The organism is Lysobacter sp. Hz25 (assembly GCF_046097045.1).
GTDB classification, from domain to species: domain Bacteria; phylum Pseudomonadota; class Gammaproteobacteria; order Xanthomonadales; family Xanthomonadaceae; genus Lysobacter; species Lysobacter antibioticus_B.
On sequence record NZ_CP175666.1, the window covers coordinates 3,240,347 to 3,260,050 of the forward strand.

Consider the following 19,704-nt stretch of genomic DNA (forward strand, 5'->3'; position numbering starts at 1 on the left):
ACCACCGAGCGGGTTCGCCGTCGCGGCATCGCAGGATCGATCCCGACGCGCCGCCTGCGCACTGCCGCGCAGACGGCGGTGTTTGCCTATCGAGGCGCGCGTATCAGGTCGACCCGATACGGAGCGCGCACCCGAGAGGCGACGGCGGGGCCGGGTCGGCGCCCGCCGGCATGGCGCGACTCAGTTCGTCGTCGCCGTCTTGCTCTGCGCTTCCTGCGCCAAGGCCGAAAGCCGGTCGAGGTTCTGCATCGAAGTCAGATGGGTATAGATGAGCCCTAGCGCGCCGGAACGCAGCAACTCCGGGATCAGCGCGTCGCCGAGCTTGAACAGACGCTCTTCCGACACGACGTAGACGCCGCCGAGTTCGCGCTGCGGCTCGCCTTCGCCGCCGAAACGAATCACCCGCTGCTCCAGCAGGTCGAGTTCCTTGAGCTTGGCGGTGAACGCCGCAGTGCGCCTGAACTCGTCGTGGTAACTCGACATGAAGCCCATCGCCCGGGCGAGGTTTTCGCTGTCCTCGCCGTTCTCCTGGAACAGCGGCTCGCCCTCTTCTTCCGACAGGCCGTCGTAGCCCATGTCGATGCAGACCGTCATCGTGTTGTTGGCGCGGTCTTCGGTGAGGATGAAGGGATACTGGCGCAGGAACGCCGGTACGTAGCCGCGCTTCCAGCGCGCGTCTTCGCCGACGTAGAGGTTCTCTTCGTTGCGCAGGCCGACCATGATCGCCGGCAGGAAATCGCCGCTTTCGAGCTTGGCGAACACGATGGCGTATTCGCAGGCGGCCTGCAGGAACTCGACCGTGGTCAATGGCACCGAGTTGAGACCCGAGGCGAAGCGGGCGTTGTGCGAGGACGAACGCAGACGCAGGCGGCGATGGGTGTGGCGGTTCAGCGGCACGACTTTGTCGTAGATCAGCATGGAAGTCCCGAATCTGTGGTGTGCCCGCCGACCCGGCGGGTGCGGCGACGATGCCGCATCGCCATGACAGTTACAACGGGGCCGGCCGCGCTCGGCGGCGCCTCCCGGCCACCGGCCGGCCCCTTCGCCCCAGGCCGCCCGGCGCCGGCCGAAAGCAACTTTCAGGTGCACCGATGCCTGTCAAAGCTGTCATCACGTCCGATCCCATATCGTGATTGCCGGCACATACAAGCCATACGTGCCGGGTGCAGAGAGGGGAAGCGCTTTGTTCAAGGTGTCATTGCGGGAACACGCTCTGTTGAGCGTTCTAGTGGGGTTGCAACGCGGGGTGCAACCGGAAACCAGTCACATGAAGCATGCATTGATCGAGGATGGGCTGGCCCTGAGCCACGACGGCCGCCTGATCCTGTCGAATGCCGGCATGACCTTGTTGCAGGCGCTGCAGCACATGGTCTGGGCCGAGGTCGAATCCCTGCAGCAGGTCCTGGCCAACAAGGTCGCCGCGCCGAGCGACGACGTGCTGCGCATGTCGCGTCGTCCGGTCCCGCCGCCCATCGAGTGATGGCGGGCGGCCGCTCTGCGGGCACGGCCCGGCTCGACCAGCGCCGCTCAGCCAGCACGACCCCAGGCCTGCACGCTGGCGATGCCGGCCGCGGTCATCGCGAACGAGCCCAGCATGTGCAACGCAGCCACGCCGAAGGCCCAGCCGAACTGCTGTCGCCCCAGCAAGTGCACGACTTCGGCCGAGAAGGTCGAAAACGTGGTCAGCCCGCCGAGTAGGCCGGTGATGACGAACAAGCGCCACTCCGGCGCGATCGCGGGGTGTTGCGAGAACCAGGCCACGGCCAGACCGATGCCGTAGCCGCCGATCAGGTTCGCCGCCAGGGTGCCCAAGGGCAGGCTGGCATGGCTCGGATTGAGCCACAGGCCCAGGCCCCAGCGCGCCCAGGCGCCGATCGCGGCGCCGAGGCCGATTGCGAAGAACGAAGCCAACACCGTTGCCATCTCCCGTTATGCGCCGGCGTGTAGCCGCCTGCCCGCCTGCCGTCTGAATCTGAGCGTCCGACCCGTCGCGGCCGGCCTGAGCGGCCGCCGTGTTCGGGTATGTCCTCGCCGGCCGCCCTCGCCTCAGCCGCCTTCGCCTTCGCCGTGCCCGTCGCCCTCGCCGCGCGCCTGCGCACGCAGCGCGCGCAGACGCGCGAGTTTCTCGCCCAGCTTGATCTCCAGGCCGCGCGCGACCGGCTCGTAATACACCCGTTCGCCCATCGCCTCGGGAAAGCCGGTCTGGTCGAGGGCGATGCCGCCGTCCGCGTCGTGGTCGTACTGATAGCCCTTGGCGTAACCCAGGCGTTCCATGAGCTTGGTCGGCGCATTGCGCAGGTGCATCGGCACGTCTTGCGTGCCGTACTGGCCGACATCGCTCTTGGCCGCGTTGAAGGCCGCATAGGCCGCATTCGATTTGGCCGTGCTCGCCAGGTAGATCACCACCTGGGCCAGGGCCAGGTCGCCTTCGGGGCTGCCGAGCCGGTCGTAAGTGTCCCAGGCGTCGACCGCCATCTGCTGGGCGCGCGGATCGGCCAGGCCGATGTCCTCGACCGCCATGCGCACGATCCGGCGCGCCAGGTAATGCGGGTCGCAGCCGCCGTCGAGCATGCGCGCGAACCAGTACAGCGCCGCATCCGGGTTGGAGCTGCGCACGGATTTGTGCAGCGCCGAGATCTGGTCATAGAACTGGTCGCCGCCCTTGTCGAAGCGGCGCGTGCGGTCGGCCAGCACCTGGGCCAGGGTGGCCTCGGTGATCAGGCCGTCTTCGTCCTGCGACAGTTCGGCGGCGATCTCCAGCAGGGTCAGGGCGCGGCGCACGTCGCCGTCGGCGGCGGTGGCGATCTGCAACAGCAGTTCGTCGCCGACCTGGATCGACTGCCCGCCCAGGCCGCGCTCCTCGTCCTCGAGCGCGCGGCGCAGGGTCTGGCGAATGTCCTCGGGCGAGACCGATTCCATCACGTGCACGCGGCAGCGCGACAGCAAGGCCGAGTTGAGCTCGAACGACGGGTTTTCGGTGGTGGCGCCGACGAACAGGATGGTGCCGCGCTCGATGTGCGGCAGGAACGCATCCTGCTGGTTCTTGTTGAAGCGATGCACCTCGTCGACGAACAGCACGGTGCGGCGGCCGTCGGCGAACCGGTGGGCGGCCTCGGCCAGCACCTGGCGCACTTCCGGCAGGCCCGACAGCACCGCCGAGATCGCCTTGAACTCGGCATCGGCGTAGCGCGCCAGCAGCAGCGCCAGGGTGGTCTTGCCGCAGCCCGGCGGCCCCCACAGGATCATCGAGTGCACCCGCCCGGACTCGACCGCGCGACGCAGCGCCGAACCCGGCGCGAGCAGGCGGCGCTGGCCGACCATCTCGTCGAGCGCGCGCGGACGCATGCGTTCGGCGAGCGGGCGCAGGCCGTCGCGATCCACGCTCAACAGGTCGCGATCGTTAGCGGAGGAAGAGGCGTTGCGGCGGGCCACGGGGCGAACGGGTTCCGGTGTAGGGCGGTCCGACACGATAGCAAGATCGTGGCGAAGGCGAGCCGGGCTGGCGTGCAAGCCCTTGATCCAGCGGGATTTCGCAAACCGCCCGGTAAGCCGGAACCGAAACCGGAAGCGAACGTAGCGGCAGCCGCGACGGCGAGTGAGTAGGATCCGCGACCGGGCCTGCGCTGGCAGCCGCTCACAGCCCTGCCCCGGCGACGTTCTTGTTCACGAACCCGGTACGCCGGAACTCCATCCACCTACACAGCGAGCATCGCGATGGCGGATTTCAACGCGTTTTTCCCGCAACTGCTGAAGTTCGAGGGCGGCTACGTCGACGACCCGGCCGATCCGGGCGGCGCGACCAACAAGGGCATCACCCTGGCGACCTTCCAGGCGCATGCACAGGCACTGCTCGGCATCGCGCCCACCCTCGACAACCTCAAGGCACTGAGCAACGGCCAGGCGGCGATCCTCTACAAGACCTTGTACTGGGACCCGCTCCAATGCGACGCGATCGGCCTGCAGTGCCTGGCCGAGGACTTGTTCGATTTCCAGGTCAACGCCGGCTTCCATGCGGTGCTGCTGTTGCAGACCCTGCTCGGCCCGCCGGTGACGGCCGACGGCCGGTTCGGCCCGGACACGGCCGCGGCGTTGCAGGCCGCCGATCAGGCGGCGCTGTACCCGCGCTATCGCCAGGGCCGCATCGACTACTACCGCAACCTCGCCGCCGCGCATCCGGTGTTGCAGCGCTTCCTGGCCGGTTGGCTGGCGCGCGCGGAGTGGTTCCCGGAGCAGGCGCCGGCATCGAGCTGAGGCCGCTCGAACCACTGCGCTAAGGACCGATCGCGCCATTCCTGTCGATGCATCGCGACAGCACAATGAGCGATCTATCGGCATCAAGCACCCGACGCTGCCAGGCAGCGTCGCCGCACATCAATGAGCAAAGCCCTGCTTCGGATCCGCCCGGCACGCTCGGACGACCGCGCCGCCGTACTCGCCCTTCTCGAGGAAACCTTCGTCGACACCTGGCGCCCGCAACTCACTGCGCAGGCGATCGCCGCTTATCGCAACGGCGGCGGTACCGAACGCTTCGTCGACACGCACCTGGGCCGCTTCGTGGTCGCCGAACTCGATGGACGCCTGGCCGGCTTCGCCCACCGCGCCGGCGGTTTCGTCGGGGCTCTGCACGTGACCGCCCCGGCACGCCGGCGTGGCCAGGCAGCTGATGGCCACGCTGGAGACGGCGATGCGCGCAGACGGCCTCGTGACCGCGAGCCTGGAAACCGACACCTTCAATACCGGCAGCCAGGCCTTGTACCTGGCCTTGGGCTATCGCGAGACGGCGCGTTATCCCGACGAGGAATGGAACAGCGGCCTGACCACGATCCGTTACGAAAAGACGCTGTAGCTGCGCTACGCCGTGCACGACACGGCAAGTTAGGCTCGACGCATTCGCTCTATTCGCAGCGGCAAAAAACGCGAGCCCCGCAGGGCTCGCGTTGGCGGCCGCCGACTGCGACCATCGGGACGACCCGCATCGAGATCGGATCAACCCGTCCGGGCGCTTACCACTGTGCCCACGACGAGGCCGGGACATGCTGCTCGGCGTGCGCGATCACCGCCGCCACCGAAGTCAGGTGCCCCACCGCCACCAGCCGACGCGCGGTATGCCACTCGGTGCCGACGATCTCGGTCGAGAAATCGTCGTCGCCGAGCATCGACATCAGCCCGAGTTCGTAGGGCGCGCCCTGGCGGCGGCTGGCGTAGACGAGCGTCGGCTCGTGCGAATAGAACGCCATGCAGGTGCCCTGGCTCGGCTGCTCGACCATGTCGGGGCGATCGCACAAGGCGATGGCGTGGCCGCTCTGGTAGTAATTCTCGTTCCAGGGCCATTGCTTGATGTCGTGGCTGAGGCCGGGCGTGGTCGACGGCTGGAAGCGCTGGAACTGCGAACCGTTGAGGCTGTAATAGGCGTAACGCAGGAAATTGACGTCGACGAACGCGACCGGCAGCTCCGACAAGGCCTTGACCGGGTTCTGCGCGCCCGAGAAATCCTTGCGGATCGACATGTCCAGCATCATGGCTTCGCGCGGCATGGCGAAGCCGTCGCCGAGGGTGACGCCGAACGCCATGTCGTAGGGCGCGACCTGCGCCGGACGGCCCCGACAGGTACCGGACAGCGTCGGCTCGTCGTAGAGCAAGGGGTCGATGCCGAGCAGGATGCCGTGGCTGGCCGGCGTGCCGAGCTGGGCGCCGCTCCAGTTCGGGATCGAACCGGTCAGCAGCGAGGTGCGGCCGGTGCAGTCGCCGCCCTGGGTGGGGTTGTACTCGTTGCCCTCCCTGCTGCGCGTGGTCATCTGGAAATCGGCGCCGACGTTGTCGTGCGGCACCGCCAGGCGACCGGCGATCCAAAGGCCGGTAATCATCGGCGAACGGGTCTGGAACGGCGCGACTTTTTCGTTGAGCCGGATGCGGATGATGCCGTTGTCTTTCTCGAAGGTCTGGTCTTGGGCGGCCGCCATCGTCGGCAGCAACAAGGCGATCAATAACGATAGACGCTTCATGCGGTCGTACTCCAGTCGGGTCGCTGGCGGAGGAAACACGCGCATGCGGCCAGCTTCGCTCCTGCGCCGGCCTCGCCTCGGTCCGGGCGAAGCGCGGCGAGCATGCCACCGCGATCGCGTCGGGGCATGCGGCGCCTTGGTTCGTGCTGTGACGCCTGGCAGCGTGCAACGCGGCGCGGCCGCAGATCGGTACGGCCCGGCCCGGCGAATAGCGCGACGTATCGCGACGATGCGCTGCGACGCGGCTCACAAACACAGCGCTGCAGTACGCCGGCATTTGATCGAGGTCGCGCTTTGCGATATCGGCGCTCGCAAAGGTACACACAAACGAAAAACGCGAGCCCCGTCGGGACTCGCGTTTCGGTGATTGCGCAGCGCATTGTTACCCGGCGCGGCCTCGCCGCGCGGTGTGGCTCAACCTTCGCCGATCACGTCCACGCCCTTGGCCGGCGCGTACTTGAACGTGGTCGCCGGGAAGCTCGGGTTGCGCTTCCAGCCGCTGAAGCTGATCTCGGTCTTCTGGCCCAGCGCGTCGACGATTTCCATTTTCGCCAGGCCGCTGGCGTTGAAGCCGAGCTTGGCGCTGCGGAAGCTGGCGTCGTTGTCGGTCTTGGGCTGCAGCGACAGCCAGTTGAGGCCGCCGTTGCTGCCGTTGTCCTTGACCACGAACATCGCATCCAGGCGGGTCGGGTCGATCAGCGCGGCCAGCGGGCTGTTCTGTTCCTCGGCGCCCTGCGGACGCACCGTGACCTGCTTGAGGTCGGGCTCAAAGACCCAGACCTTCTTGCCGTCGGCGACGATCAACTGCGGATACGGTTTGACGTATTCCCAACGGAACAGGCGCGGCGCCGACAGCGCCACCTGGCCCTGCGAGGTTTCCTTGAGCTTGCCGTTGGCGTCGTAGACCTGCTGGGCGAACTGGCCGTCGAGGCCCTTGAGGCCGCGGGTGAAGGCGCCCAGGTCGTCGCGCGCGCCGGCGAAGGCGCTGGCCGAGAACAGTACGGCGGCGATCGCGCCGGCCGCGGCGAATTTGATGGTACGAATCATCGGAATACTCCAGAACGCTTGCGCAGAGTCTGACAACAAAAAACTGAACGGGCGCGCGCCAAAGCCGGCCCGGCGCACAATCGGTTCAGTTTAAGGCTTGCGCTACTTCGGCGGCGGCGGCGCCAACACGCTGCGGTCGCCGTTGTGCTCGGGCGGGGTGACGATGCCGGCCGCTTCCATCGCCTCGATCAGGCGCGCGGCGCGGTTGTAGCCGATCTTGAGCCGGCGCTGCACGCCCGAGATCGAGGCGCGACGGGTCTCGGTGACGATGCGCACGGCCTCGTCGTAGAGCGGGTCGGATTCGTCGCCGCCGGCATTAGCGGTTTCCGGCAGGCCGGTCGCGCCGACCACGGTGCCGTCGCCCATCGTCTGCACTTCGTCGAGCACGCCTTCGATGTAGTCCGGGCGGCCGCCGACCTGCTTGAGGTGTTCGACCACGCGATGCACTTCCTCGTCGGAGACGAACGCGCCGTGGACGCGCTCGGGCATGGCGGTGCCGGGCGGCAGGTACAGCATGTCGCCGTGACCGAGCAGGGTCTCGGCGCCGGATTGATCCAGGATCGTGCGCGAGTCGATCTTGCTCGATACCTGGAAGGCGATGCGGGTCGGGATGTTGGCCTTGATCAGGCCGGTGATGACGTCGACCGAGGGACGCTGGGTGGCGAGAATCAGGTGGATGCCGGCGGCGCGCGCTTTCTGCGCCAGGCGGGCGATGAGCTCTTCGACCTTCTTGCCGACGATCATCATCATGTCGGCGAATTCGTCGATGAAGATGACGATGAACGGCAAGGTCTCGAGCTGGCGCGGCGCTTCGTCCAGCTCGGGGTTGGGCTTGAACAGCGGGTCCATCATCGGCTGGCCCGCTTCCTCGGCGTCGCGGACCTTCTTGTTGAAGCCGGCCAGGTTGCGCACGCCGACCATCGACATCAGCTTGTAGCGGCGCTCCATCTCGGCCACGCACCAGCGCAGGCCGTTGGCGGCTTCCTTCATGTCGGTGACGACCGGCGCCAGCAGGTGCGGAATGCCCTCGTAGACCGAGAGTTCGAGCATCTTCGGGTCGATCATCAGCATCCGCAGTTCCTTCGCGGAGGCTTTGTAGAGCAGGCTCAGCACCATCGCGTTGACCGCCACCGACTTGCCCGAACCGGTGGTGCCGGCGACGAGCAAGTGCGGCATGCGCGCCAGGTCGGCCACGGTCGGGCGACCGGCGATGTCCTTGCCCAGCGCCAGGGTCAGCGGGCTGCCGGACTTGTCGTATTCCTTCGAGCGCAGCAGCTCGGACAGGTAGATCATCTCGCGGCTGGTGTTCGGCGTTTCCAGGCCGATCACCGACTTGCCGGGGATCACGTCGACCACGCGCACCGACTTGACCGACAGGCCGCGGGCGATGTCCTTGTCGAGCGAGCTGATCTGGCTGACCTTGACGCCGGGCGCCGGCTGCACCTCGAAGCGGGTGATGACCGGCCCCGGGTAGGCGCCCATGACCTGGGCGTCGATGCGGAAATCCTTGAGCTTGAATTCGATCTGCCGCGACAGGGTTTCCAGGGTCTCTTCGCTGTAGCCCTTGGGCTGCGGCTTGGGATCGTCGAGCAGGGCCAGCGGCGGCAGGCCGCTGCCGTCGCCGGTGTTGAACAGCGGGATCTGGGTTTCACGCTTGGCGCGTTCGCTCTTCTCCACCACCGGTGCCGGCGGCGGCTCGATCCGCACCTTCTCGCGCTTGGAGCGCAGCTCGGTGTCGACCTTGCGCACTTCCTCGCGCTCTTCGCGCATGACCTGGGCCTGGCGCCACTCGGTCGCCTGCTGGCTGCCCCGGCGGAACAGCTTGCTCAGGGTCGGGCCCATGGCCATCGTCCACTGGCCCAGCTTGTCCATGACCGCGAACCAGGAGATGCCGGTGGCCAGGGTCACCGAAATCAGCAACAGCGCGAGCAGGAACAGATTGCCGCCGACCGGACCGAAGCCCGAATACAGCGAACGCCCGACCAACTGGCCGAGGATGCCGCCGCTGCCGGCGGAGAAATATTCGGCCGGGCCGAAACGCAGTTGCAGCAGGCCGGTCGCCGAGACCAGGAAACCGACGATGCCGATCAGGCGCAGCGCCGGACCGAGGTCGGCTTCGCCGTCGCCGTCGGTGTCCATGCCGAACAGCGCGATCCAGGCGATCGCGCCGAGCATGATCGGCAGCAGGAAGGCGACATAGCCGCACAGGTACAGCAGCACATCGGCGATCCAGGCGCCGACGCGGCCGCCGACGTTGTGCAGCGGCGCGGTGATCGAGCCCGAATGCGACCAACCCGGATCGGCCGGCGAAAACGTCACCAGGCTCGCCAGCAGATACAGCAGCAGCGGCGCGATCACGATCAGGACGATGTCGCGCATCAGCCGCTGACGTCGCGGCGACGGCGGGCGCTTTTCGGTCTCGGCCGCTTTGGCCTTCTTGCGACTGGCTGTGGGAGCTTGCGCCACCGTGATGTGCTGCCTTAGGTTGATACTGTTAGTTGTTGAATATACAGCCGAATCGAGCGAAGTGGAAAGAAAGCGGCTGGGCGCCCACCCAGGGCCGACCCGCGCTTTCCTGCCGACGCCCACCGCGGCATCGTCGTCCGGCCGGGAATCGCGCCCCGGCCAACGAAACCGCCGCAAGAAAAACGGGGCGGCGGCGAGACGCTGGCGCCGAGATCGGCCACCGCCCCACCTTACCGCCCCGCTCCGCCGGCGCAAACCGGTCCCGGGCGAGCGGCGGCGATGTCTCGCCTCCCCGCGCCCGGCCGGTCAGGCCGTCCCTCAGTCAGTCGCTTACAGCTTCATGCCCTGCAGGGCCGGATGGATCAGCTGGCCCGCTTCGACGTTGATGCCGCGCACCAGCGCCGGGTTGTTGCGCCATTCGGCGCCGGCGGCCAGCTTGTTGACCCAGGGCAGGATCGCCGCGCAGATCGCCTGCGAGGAGGTCTGCGGCACGGCGCCCGGCATGTTGGTCACGCAGAAGTGGGTCACGCCCTCTTCGACGTAGGTCGGTTCCTTCCAGGTGGTCGGACGCGAGGTCTCGAAGCAGCCGCCCTGGTCGATCGAGATGTCGACCACCACGCTGCCGTCTTCCATGCCCTTGAGCATGTCGCGGGTCAGCACGTGCGGCGCGCGCGCGCCGGTCACCAGCACCGCACCGATCACCAGGTCGGCCGAGGCCACTTCGCGCGCGACCACGTCGACATAGGGGAACAGCGCGGTGACGTTGTTGCCCAGGCGCATCATCTGGTCCATGCGGTCCTGGCGCATTTCGAACACGGTCACGTTGGAGCCGCCGGCCGCGGCCAGCGCCGCCGACGCGCCGCCGGCCTGGCCGGCACCGAACACGACGACCTTGCCGCGCTCGGTCGACGGCAGGCCGCCGAGCAGCTTGCCCTTGCCGCTCATGGGCTGGTGCAGCAGGTGGGTACCGACCTGGACGCCGATCTTGCCGGCGATGATCGACATCGGCGCCAGCAGCGGCAGGTCGCCGTTGGGCAGCTCGACGGTCTCGAAGGCGATGCCGGTCAGGCCGATGTCGAGCAACTGCTTGGTCAACACCGGCTCGGCGGCCAGGTGCAGGTAGCAGAACAACAGGTGATCCTTGCGCAGGTGCTGCAGGTCGCCGGCGATCGGCTCCTTGACCTTGACGATCAGCTCGCCCTTTTCGTACAGCGCCGCCGCGTCCGGGGCGATCTTCACGCCCAGACGGGTGTAATCGGAGTCCTTGAACCCGCTCTTGATGCCCGCGTCCTGTTCCAGCCAGACCTCGTGGCCGCGCTTGACCAGATCGCCCGCCGCGGCGGGAACGAGCGCGACGCGCCCTTCGAGGGTCTTGGTTTCCTTCGGTACGCCGATACGCATTGCTGTCTCCAGTGCGGCCCAGAAAAAACGCCGCATGCGCGGCGCCCCAAGCCTGATTGTCTAAGTTGTCGTGTGGTGTCGGAACGGTTGCGGTGAAAGGTGGTGCTGAGGCGAGTGTTGGTGAAACCAATTTCGTGAAGCGCCGATTCGGTGCCGCGGCCAAGGCGAAGCGGCTGCGCTGCGCGACTTGGCGCGCCTGCTAGCCGCGCCTGCATAGATACCCCGCAGGCGAGCGCCGCGTTAGCCGGCAACGGGCGGTTCGCGGGACGCAACGTTGCGTCCGCACGACACGCCTTGTTTTGCCGGGACGCCGCCTCCAAGCTATGCCCTGCTCCTGAAACTTCAACACGCCGGCGTATGGCCGGAATGTCGAGTTTCATTCTGCGCAGAGCGCGCTCCCAACTGCCGCGATTATATACATGACCCCTTCCAAGCACTCCCGTGTCGTCATTCTCGGTTCCGGCCCGGCCGGCTGGACTGCCGCCGTCTACGCCGCTCGCGCGAACCTGAAGCCGCTGGTGATCACGGGCCTGCAAATGGGCGGTCAGCTCATGACCACGACCGAAGTCGACAACTGGCCCGGCGACGCGCACGGCCTGATGGGCCCGGATCTGATGACGCGCATGCAGGCGCACGCTGAACGCTTCGATACCGAAGTCGTGTTCGATCACATCCACACCGCCGATCTGTCCAAGCGTCCGTTCCGCCTCAAGGGCGACAACGGCGACTACACCGCCGATGCGCTGATCATCGCCACCGGCGCGACCGCGAAGTACCTCGGCCTGCCGTCGGAAGACGCCTTCAAGGGCCGCGGCGTTTCGGCCTGCGCGACCTGCGACGGCTTCTTCTACAAGGACCAGGACGTGGCGGTGATCGGCGGCGGCAACACCGCGGTCGAGGAAGCGCTGTATCTGTCCAACATCGCGCGCAAGGTCTATCTGGTGCATCGCCGCGACACCCTGCGCGCCGAGAAGATCATGCAGGACAAGCTGCAGGCCAAGATCCAGGCCGGCAAGATCGAACCGGTGTGGCACCACACCGTCGACGAAGTGCTCGGCAACGACGTCGGCGTGACCGGCCTGCGGGTGAAGTCGGTGCAGGACGGCTCGACCCGCGACCTGACCATCCATGGCCTCTTCATCGCCATCGGCCACACCCCGAACACGACCCTGTTCGAAGGCCAGCTCGAGATGAAGAACGGCTATCTGACCATCCAGACCGGCCTCGACGGCAATGCCACCCAGACCTCGGTGCCGGGCGTGTTCGCCGCCGGCGACGTCGCCGACCAGGTCTATCGCCAGGCCATCACCTCGGCCGGTTTCGGCTGCATGGCCGCCCTCGACGCCGAGAAGTTCCTCGACAAGGACGCCTGATGCCGGGGCGTCGCGGATCGATGCGAATCGGCCGCGAACCCGGCGCCCGCCTGCGGGCGTCGCCCGACGACGCCCATGCAAGGCCCCCGCGCCCGCGGCTACGCTCGGAGCGCGGGCCCCTCGATAGCGACTCGCGCCGCCCGTGACCGCAAGCACCGACGCCCTGTCGATCCGACTGCTCGCCTCGCTGTCCGAGGTCGCGTCCGCGCAATGGGATGCGCTGCACGACGGCCGCAATCCCTTCGTCGCCCACGCCTTCCTGCTCGGCCTCGAACAGCAGGGCTGCCTGCGCGAAGAATGGGGCTGGGCCCCGCATCACCTGAGCGTGTGGGACGGCGAGGAACTGATCGCGGCGATGCCGGCTTACCTCAAGCAGAACTCGCACGGCGAGTTCGTGTTCGATCACGCCTGGGCTCACGCCTACGCCCAGCACGGCCGCGACTACTTCCCGAAATGGCTGGCCGCGGTGCCCTACTCACCGGTGACCGGGCCGCGCCTGCTCGCGCGCGAGGACGCACAGCGGCCGTTGTTGCTGTCGGCGATGGCGCAGTTGTGCGAGCGCCAGGGCCTGTCGTCGGCGCACGTGAACTTCCACGAGGCCGACGAAGACGCCGCGTTCGAGCAGGAAGCCTGCGGCGGCGACTGGCTGCAACGCATCGACGTGCAATACCACTGGCGTAACGACGCCGATGCGCAGGGCCGGCGCTGGCAGGATTTCGACCAGTTCCTGGCCGCGTTCGACCACAAGCACCGCAAGAACATCCGCCAGGAACGCGCCAAGGTCGCGCGCGCCGGGGTCAGCTTCCGCATCGTCGAAGGCCGCGACGCCAGCGACGCCGACCTGGCGACGATGCACCGCTTCTACCTGACCACCTTCGCCGAGTACGGCAACCACCCGGCGCTGACCCTGGACTTCCTGCGCCACCTGGCGCGGACCATGCCGCAGTCGCTGGTGATCTTCCTGGCCGAACGCGAGGGCGAGGCGATCGCCGGCGCGCTGTGCCTGCGCGGTGGCGACACCTTGTACGGCCGCTACTGGGGCGCCGAGGTCGGCCTGCCCGGGCTGCATTTCGAGACCTGTTACTACCAGGGCATCGACTACTGCCTGCGCGAGGGCCTGACCCGTTTCGAGCCCGGCGCCCAGGGCGAGCACAAGCTCGCGCGCGGCTTCCTGCCCAGCTTCGTGCGCAGCCGCCACTGGATCGCCGACCCCGGCTTCCGCGGCGCCCTGCGGCCCTGGTGCCGCGACGAGGCGGCTTCGGTGCGGCAGTACGCCCGCACCCTGGCCCTGCACACGCCGTTCAAGGCGCTCGAAGCGCAGACTCAGGCCACTGCCACGGAGCCGGGCCCATGAGCCAGCTGCCGATCCTGCTCTCGCCCGACCCCGATGCGCCGTTCCCGTCGCCCGAACACGCCCTGCGCCAACCCGACGGCCTGCTCGCGATGGGCGGCGACCTCAGCCCGGGCCGGCTGCTCAATGCCTACCGCCATGGCGTGTTCCCGTGGCCGTCGGAAGGCTATCCGCTGCTGTGGTGGTGCCCGGACCCGCGCACCGTGTTCCGCACCGACGGCGTGCGGTTGCCGTCGAAATTCCGCCGCAGCCTGCGCCACTGCGACTGGACGGTGCGCGCCGACACCGCCTTCGCCGAGGTCGTCGCTGCCTGCGCGCGGGCGCCGCGCCCGCACCAGGACGGCACCTGGATCACCGAGGACATGCTCGCCGCCTACCAGCGCCTGCACGAGCTCGGCCACGCCCATTCGGTCGAGGTCTACGACGGCGAACGCCTGGCCGGCGGCATCTACGGGGTCGCGATCGGACGCATGTTCTTCGGCGAAAGCATGTTCAGCGCCCGCTCCGGCGGCTCCAAGGTCGCGCTCGCGGCGCTGGCCCATCGCCTGCACGAATGGGGCTGGCCGCTGCTCGACGGCCAGGTCGAGAACCCGCACCTGCTCAGCCTCGGCGCCGGATCGATGCCGCGCGCGGCCTTCCTGGCCGAGGTCGCCGCGCTCACCGCCATCGCCGAACCGGCCGAGCCCTGGACCGAGCGCTTCGGCGACTGGCCGGCCTCGCGCCTGGCGGAGCGCTAGCGCGAGCGGTCTTGCTGCCGGCTCCAGTCCCAGCGGGCGGCGCGATTAACGGATTTTTGCTACCAGGCCGCTGGCGTGGCAGAATGTGCGGCTTCGCGGGCGCGCGACGCCCGCTTTTCGCGACTCCCTAGGAAACACATGGCAAAAGATGACGTGATCGAATTCGAGGGCACGGTGGCGGAAACTCTTCCGAACACCATGTTCCGCGTGCGTCTCGAAAACGGGCACGAGATCATTGCCCATATCTCGGGTCGCATGCGCAAGAACTACATTCGCATCCTGACCGGCGACAAGGTCAAGGTCGAAATGACGCCCTACGATCTCACCAAGGGTCGCATCACCTACCGCATGAAGTAATCGCGGTAAGTTATTGAAAAAAGGCGGCATTGGCCGCCTTTTTCATGCCTCGGGTTTGCCGGCGAGGCCTCGCTGAGACCCTGCTTGCTCGCGCGGCCTGGGCGGCCTGCGCCGCCCGCCTCCATGGCGAGCGCCCTGGCCCAGACCGGCAAGCCTGCGCTCGGGACCTAGAACGGCGGTGCCGGGCAGCCGTAGCGCGCCAGACATTGCGTGACCCTGTACTCGCAGTAGCCCGGGTCGCTGCCGACCTCGATGCACTTGTTGTAGGTGCGCCAGCAGCCATCGCAGGGATCGGCCGCGGTCGCGGTCAGCGATGCGGCGCTGGCGAACGCGAAGGCGGCCATCGCGGCCAGCGAAAAACGACGCAGTTGCATGAGTGAGCTCCTTTCCTTGGCGGGGTGGGACGACGGTGGTCTTGGGCGCCGGCTCGCAGCCTCGCGGGCCATAGCTATCGCTGCCGCTGCGACCGGCGTGAAACAGAACGGGTAGCGCAGCGACTACTCCAGCGGACAGCCGGCCTGGATCAGGCAACGGCTGAATTCGGCTTCGCACTCGGCATCGGGATCGAGTTGGCAAGCCTGATAAGCGTTGCGGCACACCTGGCACGGACCCGGCCAGATGCCCGCCACGGCCCAGGCCGAAAAACCGAAGGCGAAAGCGGCGACGGCCGCGAGAGAGAACTTGCGAAGCTTCATGCGGGTACTCCTTCCTTGAGTCGACGAAGATTCGTCGGCGCTCGCCGTCCATGGGCGCTTGCTGCGAATCACCAGCGAAACCCGCTAGCGAACTTCGATGGCGGACGACGATGCGACGAGGCGCGTGTGGTGCAACCTGCCGATGTTGCCTGGCGACGCTAGCATCGGGTCCACTGTGCGTTCGAGCTGCACTGCGGCAATTGTGCGATGCGGCCTCACAGATCGCGACACGAGCACTGAGAGGCAACGCAGCGCCTGCCGGCTGCGTCGGCCCATCGAAAAGGAATCACGAACACACCTGGATGCACGAAGCGGCGAAAACGTTTATGCCAAACGTCATGCCGTGACGAAGGTCACAGCGACTTCTTCCAGATTCGCGCGCGGCGCCACGCGACTAACTTTGCCTCAGCTCAATCCGAGCTCGCTCAATTAGGACGCCCCCATGTTGCCGCTATCAAGGACCGCTCTGGCCACCCTGCTCTGCCTTTCCGCGACCGTCGCGTTCGCGGATCCGATCGACGCCTGCGTCGATCTCGGCGCCGAGGCCCAGTTGTCGCGTGTCGGAGAGAAGGCCGTCCTGGTCAAGGATGCCGACAATTACTACCGTTTGAACGTACGCAAGGGTTGCTACGACCTGAGCTTCACGCCGAAGCTCGTGGTCAGCGCGGAGAAGACCAAGGGCCGCGTCTGCCCGAGCGGCACCCGAGTCAAGACCCAGCGCGATTTCTGCGACATCGAGTCGGTCGAGAAGATCGACGAGACCGCCTACCAGAGCTATCGCCGCGTGCGCTGAGCGGCGCCGACACGTAGAAACGAAAAGGCGGCCCGAAGGCCGCCTTTTTTATGCCCTCACCGCTTGCGCGATCAGACCGTGACCGGCAGCAGGCGCTCCGGCTCGGCATGGGCGTCGACGATCAGCTCGTCGTCGCGCACGTCGATGGTGACCCGGCCGCCGCCGACTAATTTGCCGAACAACAGCTCGTCGGCGAGCGGGCGCTTGATCTTGTCCTGGATCACGCGCGCCATCGGACGTGCGCCCATTTGCGGGTCGAAACCGTGCTGGGCCAGCCAGTCGCGTGCGGTCGGCGTCGCGGTCAAGGTCACGTTCTTCTCGTGCAACTGCGCTTCCAGCTCGATCAGGAACTTGTCGACCACGCGCAGGATGTGATCGAAGCCCAGCGCCTGGAACTGCACCACCGCATCGAGGCGGTTGCGGAATTCCGGGCTGAAGCCCTTGCGGATCACTTCCATCGCATCGGTCGAATGGTCCTGCTTGGTGAAGCCGATCGAGCGCCGCGAGGCCTGGGCCGCGCCGGCGTTGGTCGTCATCACCAGCACCACGTTCTTGAAGTTGGCCTCGCGACCGTTGGTGTCGGTCAGGGTGCCGCGGTCCATGACCTGCAACAGGATGTTGAAGATGTCCGGATGCGCCTTCTCGACTTCGTCGAGCAGCAGCACGCAGTGCGGGGTCTTGACGATCTTCTCGGTCAGCAGGCCGCCCTGGTCGAAACCGACGTAGCCCGGAGGCGCGCCGATCAGGCGGCTGACCGAATGCGGCTCCATGTACTCGGACATGTCGAAGCGGACCAGCTCGATGCCGAGCTGCAGGGCGAGCTGCTTGGTGACCTCGGTCTTGCCGACGCCGGTCGGGCCGGCGAACAGGAAGTTGCCGATCGGCTTGTCCGGGTTGCCGAGCCCCGAGCGCGCCAGCTTGATCGCCGAGGCCAGGGTCTCGATCGCCGCGTCCTGGCCGAAGATGACCATCTTGAGGTTGCGTTCGAGGTTGCGCAGCACGTCCTTGTCGCTGGCCGAGACCTGCTTGGTCGGGATGCGCGCCATCTTGGCCACGATCATCTCGATCTCTTCGATGTCGATCAGCTGCTTGCGCACGCTCTCCGGCAACAGACGCTGGCGCGCACCGGCCTCGTCGATGACGTCGATGGCCTTGTCCGGCAGCAGGCGGTCGCCGATGTGCTTGACCGACAGGTCGACCGCCGCCTGCAAGGCTTCGTCGGCGTAGGTCACGCCGTGATGAGATTCGTATTTGGGCTTGAGGCCCTGCAGGATCTCGTAGGTCTCGCCGACGGTCGGCTCGACGATATCGATCTTCTGGAAGCGCCGCGCCAGCGCGCGGTCTTTCTCGAAGATGCCGCGGTATTCCTGGAACGTGGTCGAACCGATGCAGCGCAGTTCGCCCGAGGACAGGGCCGGCTTGATCAGGTTGCTGGCGTCCATGGTGCCGCCGCTGGCCGAACCGGCGCCGATGATAGTGTGGATTTCATCGACGAACAGGATCGCCTCGGGCTGCTTCTTGAGCTGGGCCAGCACCGCCTTGAGGCGCTTCTCGAAATCGCCGCGGTACTTGGTGCCGGCGACCAGGGCGCCGAGGTCGAGGGCGAAGATGGTGGCGTTGCGCAGCACTTCGGGCACGTCGCCGTCGACGATGCGCTTGGCCAGGCCTTCGGCGATCGCGGTCTTGCCGACGCCGGCCTCGCCGACGTAGAGCGGGTTGTTCTTGCGCCGGCGGCACAGCACCTGGATGGTGCGCTCGACCTCGTCGCCGCGACCGACCAGCGGGTCGATCTTGCCCTCGCGGGCCAGTTGGTTGAGGTTGCTGGCGAACTCGGCCAGGGCGTCGGACTTGCCTTCGCTCTCGGGGCCTTCGGCCGGCTTGGATTCGCTTTCCTCGTGGTGGCCGTGGCTGTCTTCGGCGTTGTGCTTGACGATGCCGTGCGACAGGTAATTGACCACGTCGAGGCGGGCCACGTCCTGCTGATTGAGGAAGTAGACCGCATGCGAATCCTTCTCGCCGAAGATGGCGACCAGCACGTTGGCGCCGGTGACCTCCTTCTTGCCGGAGGACTGCACGTGATAGACAGCGCGCTGTAGCACACGCTGGAAACCCAAAGTGGGCTGGGTATCGCGGTCGACGTCGTCGGGCAGCACCTGGACCGAGGTCGCGATGGCCTGTTCGAGGTCGCTGCGCAGACGCGCGAAGTCGGCGTTGGTCGCCTTGAGGACGGCCTCGGCGGACGGGTTGTCGAGTAGTGCGAGCAGCAGGTGTTCGACCGTCATGTACTCGTGGCGCGCCTCGCGGGCGCGCTTGTAGCACTGGCCGATGCTGTATTCGAGATCCTTGCTGAACATGGGGCGGAGCCTCCAGAACGTATGCACGCTACGTGGGGGCGCTCGCCGGCTTTTCCATGCCCCGCCCCAACGGGTGCGACAACTACCTTTTAGGCCTTTTCCATCGTGCACAGCAAGGGGTGTTGGTGAAGTCTTGAAAATTCGTTCACCTGCGCAACCTTGGACTCGGCGACTTCGCGTGTGAAGACGCCGCATACGCCGCGGCCGCGGGTATGGACATGGAGCATGATCTGGGTGGCTTTTTCGACGTTCATCGGGAAAAAGCGCATCAGGACCTCGACCACGAAGTCCATCGGGGTGTAGTCGTCGTTTAGCAGGAGTACGGAATACAGCGGCGGCCGCGCGACTTCGGGCTTGCCGGTTTCCACCAATACGCCATGACTGTGTTCTTGTTCGGTCTGTTTTGCCATTGCGCGATTATAAACCCCTGCCCCGTCCCGCCGTGGATGCGGCCGCCGTGCGACATGGACGCATGCCCGGCCGCATTGCAAAATGCCGCAGCGCCGCCATCTTGGTCGGAGCCGCCGGTCAAGGTTGCGCCGGCGCCGCGAAATTCAAGGACCCTCATGCGTCTGCCCCGTTACCTGCCTGCCCTGCTGTTCTCGCTGCTGCCCGTCCTGGCGACGGCCGCGCCGACGACGAAGGCGGACGCCGCCTCGCTCAAGAGCGCCCCGGCCAAGGCCGAGCCGGCCGCAGCCAAGGCCGAAGCCGCCGCCAAGACCGCCGATCCGCGCATCGGCAAGCAGCTCGACGCCCTGGGCTACAAGTACGAGGTCGACAAGGACGGCGACTACACCCTGACTTTCGGCCTCGACGAGGACCGCAGCCAGATGGCCTACGTGATCTCGCACACCGAGCGCTACGGCAAGCTGCAGGTCCGCGAGGTCTGGTCGCCGGGCTATCGCACCTCGGACAAGGACTTCCCGGCCGAGGTCGCCAACCGCCTGCTCGAGGACAGCCAGCTCAGCAAGATGGGCGGCTGGGTCAAACAGGACTCGGTGGCCGTGTTCGTGGTCAAACTGGACGCCGACGCGAGCCAGGAAGACCTCGACGATGCGATCGACTATGTGGTCCGCGCGGCCGACGAGATGGAATCGCAACTCACCCCCGGCCAGGACGAATTCTGAC

The 19,704-nt window shown here is 67.0% G+C and carries 21 protein-coding genes; 9 read left to right on the forward strand and 12 right to left on the reverse strand.

The annotated features are described in order from the left end of the window. Positions 1 to 180: 180 nt before the first annotated feature. Positions 181 to 918 carry a SapC family protein gene (locus ACKN61_RS13280; RefSeq protein WP_408949947.1) on the reverse strand — a complete coding sequence of 246 codons (738 nt, stop codon included), beginning with the start codon at positions 916 to 918 and terminating at the stop codon, positions 181 to 183. A gap of 349 nt (positions 919 to 1,267) precedes the next feature. Here ACKN61_RS13280 and ACKN61_RS13285 point away from each other — a divergent pair, with 349 nt between their 5' ends. Then, positions 1,268 to 1,480: a hypothetical protein gene (locus ACKN61_RS13285; protein WP_408949948.1), complete on the forward strand. Its 213-nt coding sequence runs from the start codon at positions 1,268 to 1,270 to the stop codon at positions 1,478 to 1,480. Between the two features lie 47 nt (positions 1,481 to 1,527). Here the strand turns inward: ACKN61_RS13285 and crcB are convergent, their stop codons facing one another. Together crcB and ACKN61_RS13295 are read right to left on the reverse strand one after the other, a co-directional pair. Beyond that, the gene (gene crcB, locus ACKN61_RS13290) at positions 1,528 to 1,923 is read right to left on the reverse strand and encodes a fluoride efflux transporter CrcB (protein ID WP_408949949.1); all 396 of its coding nucleotides are present in this window, start codon (positions 1,921 to 1,923) and stop codon (positions 1,528 to 1,530) included. 123 nt (positions 1,924 to 2,046) lie between these two features. After that, positions 2,047 to 3,345 (reverse strand): replication-associated recombination protein A, encoded by a 1,299-nt coding sequence (locus tag ACKN61_RS13295; RefSeq protein ID WP_408953821.1) that lies wholly within the window; start codon positions 3,343 to 3,345, stop codon positions 2,047 to 2,049. Between the two features lie 369 nt (positions 3,346 to 3,714). Here ACKN61_RS13295 and ACKN61_RS13300 point away from each other — a divergent pair, with 369 nt between their 5' ends. Next, positions 3,715 to 4,251: a glycoside hydrolase family 108 protein gene (locus tag ACKN61_RS13300; RefSeq protein WP_408949950.1), complete on the forward strand. Its 537-nt coding sequence runs from the start codon at positions 3,715 to 3,717 to the stop codon at positions 4,249 to 4,251. Between the two features lie 120 nt (positions 4,252 to 4,371). Here ACKN61_RS13300 and ACKN61_RS13305 read toward each other — a convergent pair whose 3' ends face one another. Further along, a complete protein-coding gene (locus tag ACKN61_RS13305) occupies positions 4,372 to 4,626 on the reverse strand; it encodes a hypothetical protein (protein ID WP_408949951.1) in 255 nt (84 codons plus the stop codon). A gap of 58 nt (positions 4,627 to 4,684) precedes the next feature. On the opposite strand from ACKN61_RS13305, the gene ACKN61_RS13310 reads away from it, so the two are divergent. Then, positions 4,685 to 4,846 (forward strand): GNAT family N-acetyltransferase, encoded by a 162-nt coding sequence (locus ACKN61_RS13310; RefSeq protein ID WP_408949952.1) that lies wholly within the window; start codon positions 4,685 to 4,687, stop codon positions 4,844 to 4,846. Positions 4,847 to 5,003: 157 nt separating this feature from the next. Here the strand turns inward: ACKN61_RS13310 and ACKN61_RS13315 are convergent, their stop codons facing one another. From ACKN61_RS13315 to ACKN61_RS13330, 4 genes are all read right to left on the reverse strand, one after another. Further along, entirely contained in the window at positions 5,004 to 6,002 is a 999-nt protein-coding gene (locus tag ACKN61_RS13315; protein WP_408949953.1) for a hypothetical protein, read from the reverse strand. 414 nt (positions 6,003 to 6,416) lie between these two features. After that, positions 6,417 to 7,049, reverse strand: a complete 633-nt coding sequence (gene lolA / locus ACKN61_RS13320; protein WP_408949954.1) for an outer membrane lipoprotein chaperone LolA — start codon at positions 7,047 to 7,049, stop codon at positions 6,417 to 6,419. 102 nt (positions 7,050 to 7,151) lie between these two features. Further along, complete coding sequence (locus ACKN61_RS13325; RefSeq protein WP_408949955.1) at positions 7,152 to 9,515, reverse strand: DNA translocase FtsK; 2,364 nt, start codon at positions 9,513 to 9,515, stop codon at positions 7,152 to 7,154. Positions 9,516 to 9,845: 330 nt separating this feature from the next. Beyond that, complete coding sequence (locus ACKN61_RS13330; RefSeq protein ID WP_408949956.1) at positions 9,846 to 10,916, reverse strand: alanine dehydrogenase; 1,071 nt, start codon at positions 10,914 to 10,916, stop codon at positions 9,846 to 9,848. Positions 10,917 to 11,335: 419 nt separating this feature from the next. On the opposite strand from ACKN61_RS13330, the gene trxB reads away from it, so the two are divergent. The 4 genes from trxB to infA all read left to right on the forward strand — a co-directional run bounded on the left by trxB (position 11,336) and on the right by infA (position 14,734). After that, the gene (gene trxB / locus ACKN61_RS13335; RefSeq protein WP_057918101.1) at positions 11,336 to 12,289 is read left to right on the forward strand and encodes a thioredoxin-disulfide reductase; all 954 of its coding nucleotides are present in this window, start codon (positions 11,336 to 11,338) and stop codon (positions 12,287 to 12,289) included. Positions 12,290 to 12,452: 163 nt separating this feature from the next. Further along, positions 12,453 to 13,643 (forward strand): GNAT family N-acetyltransferase, encoded by a 1,191-nt coding sequence (locus ACKN61_RS13340; protein ID WP_408953822.1) that lies wholly within the window; start codon positions 12,453 to 12,455, stop codon positions 13,641 to 13,643. Beyond that, on the forward strand, positions 13,640 to 14,377 hold the full coding sequence (aat, locus tag ACKN61_RS13345) for a leucyl/phenylalanyl-tRNA--protein transferase (RefSeq protein ID WP_408949957.1): 738 nt from the start codon (positions 13,640 to 13,642) through the stop codon (positions 14,375 to 14,377). Before ACKN61_RS13340 ends, aat begins: the two co-directional genes overlap by 4 nt. 138 nt (positions 14,378 to 14,515) lie before the next feature. Next, complete coding sequence (infA, locus tag ACKN61_RS13350) at positions 14,516 to 14,734, forward strand: translation initiation factor IF-1 (protein ID WP_031372296.1); 219 nt, start codon at positions 14,516 to 14,518, stop codon at positions 14,732 to 14,734. A gap of 167 nt (positions 14,735 to 14,901) precedes the next feature. Here infA and ACKN61_RS13355 read toward each other — a convergent pair whose 3' ends face one another. Both ACKN61_RS13355 and ACKN61_RS13360 read right to left on the reverse strand, forming a co-directional pair. Beyond that, the gene (locus ACKN61_RS13355) at positions 14,902 to 15,108 is read right to left on the reverse strand and encodes a hypothetical protein (RefSeq protein ID WP_031372295.1); all 207 of its coding nucleotides are present in this window, start codon (positions 15,106 to 15,108) and stop codon (positions 14,902 to 14,904) included. Positions 15,109 to 15,231: 123 nt separating this feature from the next. Further along, positions 15,232 to 15,429 (reverse strand): hypothetical protein, encoded by a 198-nt coding sequence (locus ACKN61_RS13360; RefSeq protein WP_031372294.1) that lies wholly within the window; start codon positions 15,427 to 15,429, stop codon positions 15,232 to 15,234. A gap of 442 nt (positions 15,430 to 15,871) precedes the next feature. Between ACKN61_RS13360 and ACKN61_RS13365 the strand changes: the two genes are divergently transcribed. After that, positions 15,872 to 16,222 carry a DUF6491 family protein gene (locus tag ACKN61_RS13365; RefSeq protein ID WP_408949958.1) on the forward strand — a complete coding sequence of 117 codons (351 nt, stop codon included), beginning with the start codon at positions 15,872 to 15,874 and terminating at the stop codon, positions 16,220 to 16,222. Positions 16,223 to 16,293: 71 nt separating this feature from the next. Here ACKN61_RS13365 and clpA read toward each other — a convergent pair whose 3' ends face one another. Both clpA and clpS read right to left on the reverse strand, forming a co-directional pair. Then, the gene (clpA, locus tag ACKN61_RS13370; protein WP_057918107.1) at positions 16,294 to 18,576 is read right to left on the reverse strand and encodes an ATP-dependent Clp protease ATP-binding subunit ClpA; all 2,283 of its coding nucleotides are present in this window, start codon (positions 18,574 to 18,576) and stop codon (positions 16,294 to 16,296) included. Positions 18,577 to 18,665: 89 nt separating this feature from the next. Beyond that, complete coding sequence (clpS, locus tag ACKN61_RS13375; protein ID WP_031372291.1) at positions 18,666 to 18,986, reverse strand: ATP-dependent Clp protease adapter ClpS; 321 nt, start codon at positions 18,984 to 18,986, stop codon at positions 18,666 to 18,668. Between the two features lie 156 nt (positions 18,987 to 19,142). Between clpS and ACKN61_RS13380 the strand changes: the two genes are divergently transcribed. Next, positions 19,143 to 19,703, forward strand: a complete 561-nt coding sequence (locus tag ACKN61_RS13380; protein ID WP_223620186.1) for a YbjN domain-containing protein — start codon at positions 19,143 to 19,145, stop codon at positions 19,701 to 19,703. The last annotated feature ends 1 nt before the right edge of the window (position 19,704 follow it).

Excerpts from the sequence above, each read along its gene's own strand:
- ACKN61_RS13380 (WP_223620186.1), top strand. The coding sequence starts at position 19,143 with ATGCGTCTGCCCCGTTACCTGCCTGCCCTGCTGTTCTCGCTGCTGCCC.
- ACKN61_RS13360 (WP_031372294.1), bottom strand. The coding sequence starts at position 15,429 with ATGAAGCTTCGCAAGTTCTCTCTCGCGGCCGTCGCCGCTTTCGCCTTC.
- ACKN61_RS13295 (WP_408953821.1), bottom strand. The coding sequence starts at position 3,345 with ATGCGTCCGCGCGCGCTCGACGAGATGGTCGGCCAGCGCCGCCTGCTC.
- ACKN61_RS13310 (WP_408949952.1), top strand. The coding sequence starts at position 4,685 with ATGCGCGCAGACGGCCTCGTGACCGCGAGCCTGGAAACCGACACCTTC.
- ACKN61_RS13365 (WP_408949958.1), top strand. The coding sequence starts at position 15,872 with ATGTTGCCGCTATCAAGGACCGCTCTGGCCACCCTGCTCTGCCTTTCC.
- ACKN61_RS13280 (WP_408949947.1), bottom strand. The coding sequence starts at position 918 with ATGCTGATCTACGACAAAGTCGTGCCGCTGAACCGCCACACCCATCGC.
- clpA (WP_057918107.1), bottom strand. The coding sequence starts at position 18,576 with ATGTTCAGCAAGGATCTCGAATACAGCATCGGCCAGTGCTACAAGCGC.
- ACKN61_RS13355 (WP_031372295.1), bottom strand. The coding sequence starts at position 15,108 with ATGCAACTGCGTCGTTTTTCGCTGGCCGCGATGGCCGCCTTCGCGTTC.
- ACKN61_RS13315 (WP_408949953.1), bottom strand. The coding sequence starts at position 6,002 with ATGAAGCGTCTATCGTTATTGATCGCCTTGTTGCTGCCGACGATGGCG.
- clpS (WP_031372291.1), bottom strand. The coding sequence starts at position 18,986 with ATGGCAAAACAGACCGAACAAGAACACAGTCATGGCGTATTGGTGGAA.
- trxB (WP_057918101.1), top strand. The coding sequence starts at position 11,336 with ATGACCCCTTCCAAGCACTCCCGTGTCGTCATTCTCGGTTCCGGCCCG.
- aat (WP_408949957.1), top strand. The coding sequence starts at position 13,640 with ATGAGCCAGCTGCCGATCCTGCTCTCGCCCGACCCCGATGCGCCGTTC.
- ACKN61_RS13285 (WP_408949948.1), top strand. The coding sequence starts at position 1,268 with ATGAAGCATGCATTGATCGAGGATGGGCTGGCCCTGAGCCACGACGGC.
- ACKN61_RS13330 (WP_408949956.1), bottom strand. The coding sequence starts at position 10,916 with ATGCGTATCGGCGTACCGAAGGAAACCAAGACCCTCGAAGGGCGCGTC.
- crcB (WP_408949949.1), bottom strand. The coding sequence starts at position 1,923 with ATGGCAACGGTGTTGGCTTCGTTCTTCGCAATCGGCCTCGGCGCCGCG.
- ACKN61_RS13300 (WP_408949950.1), top strand. The coding sequence starts at position 3,715 with ATGGCGGATTTCAACGCGTTTTTCCCGCAACTGCTGAAGTTCGAGGGC.
- infA (WP_031372296.1), top strand. The coding sequence starts at position 14,516 with ATGGCAAAAGATGACGTGATCGAATTCGAGGGCACGGTGGCGGAAACT.
- lolA (WP_408949954.1), bottom strand. The coding sequence starts at position 7,049 with ATGATTCGTACCATCAAATTCGCCGCGGCCGGCGCGATCGCCGCCGTA.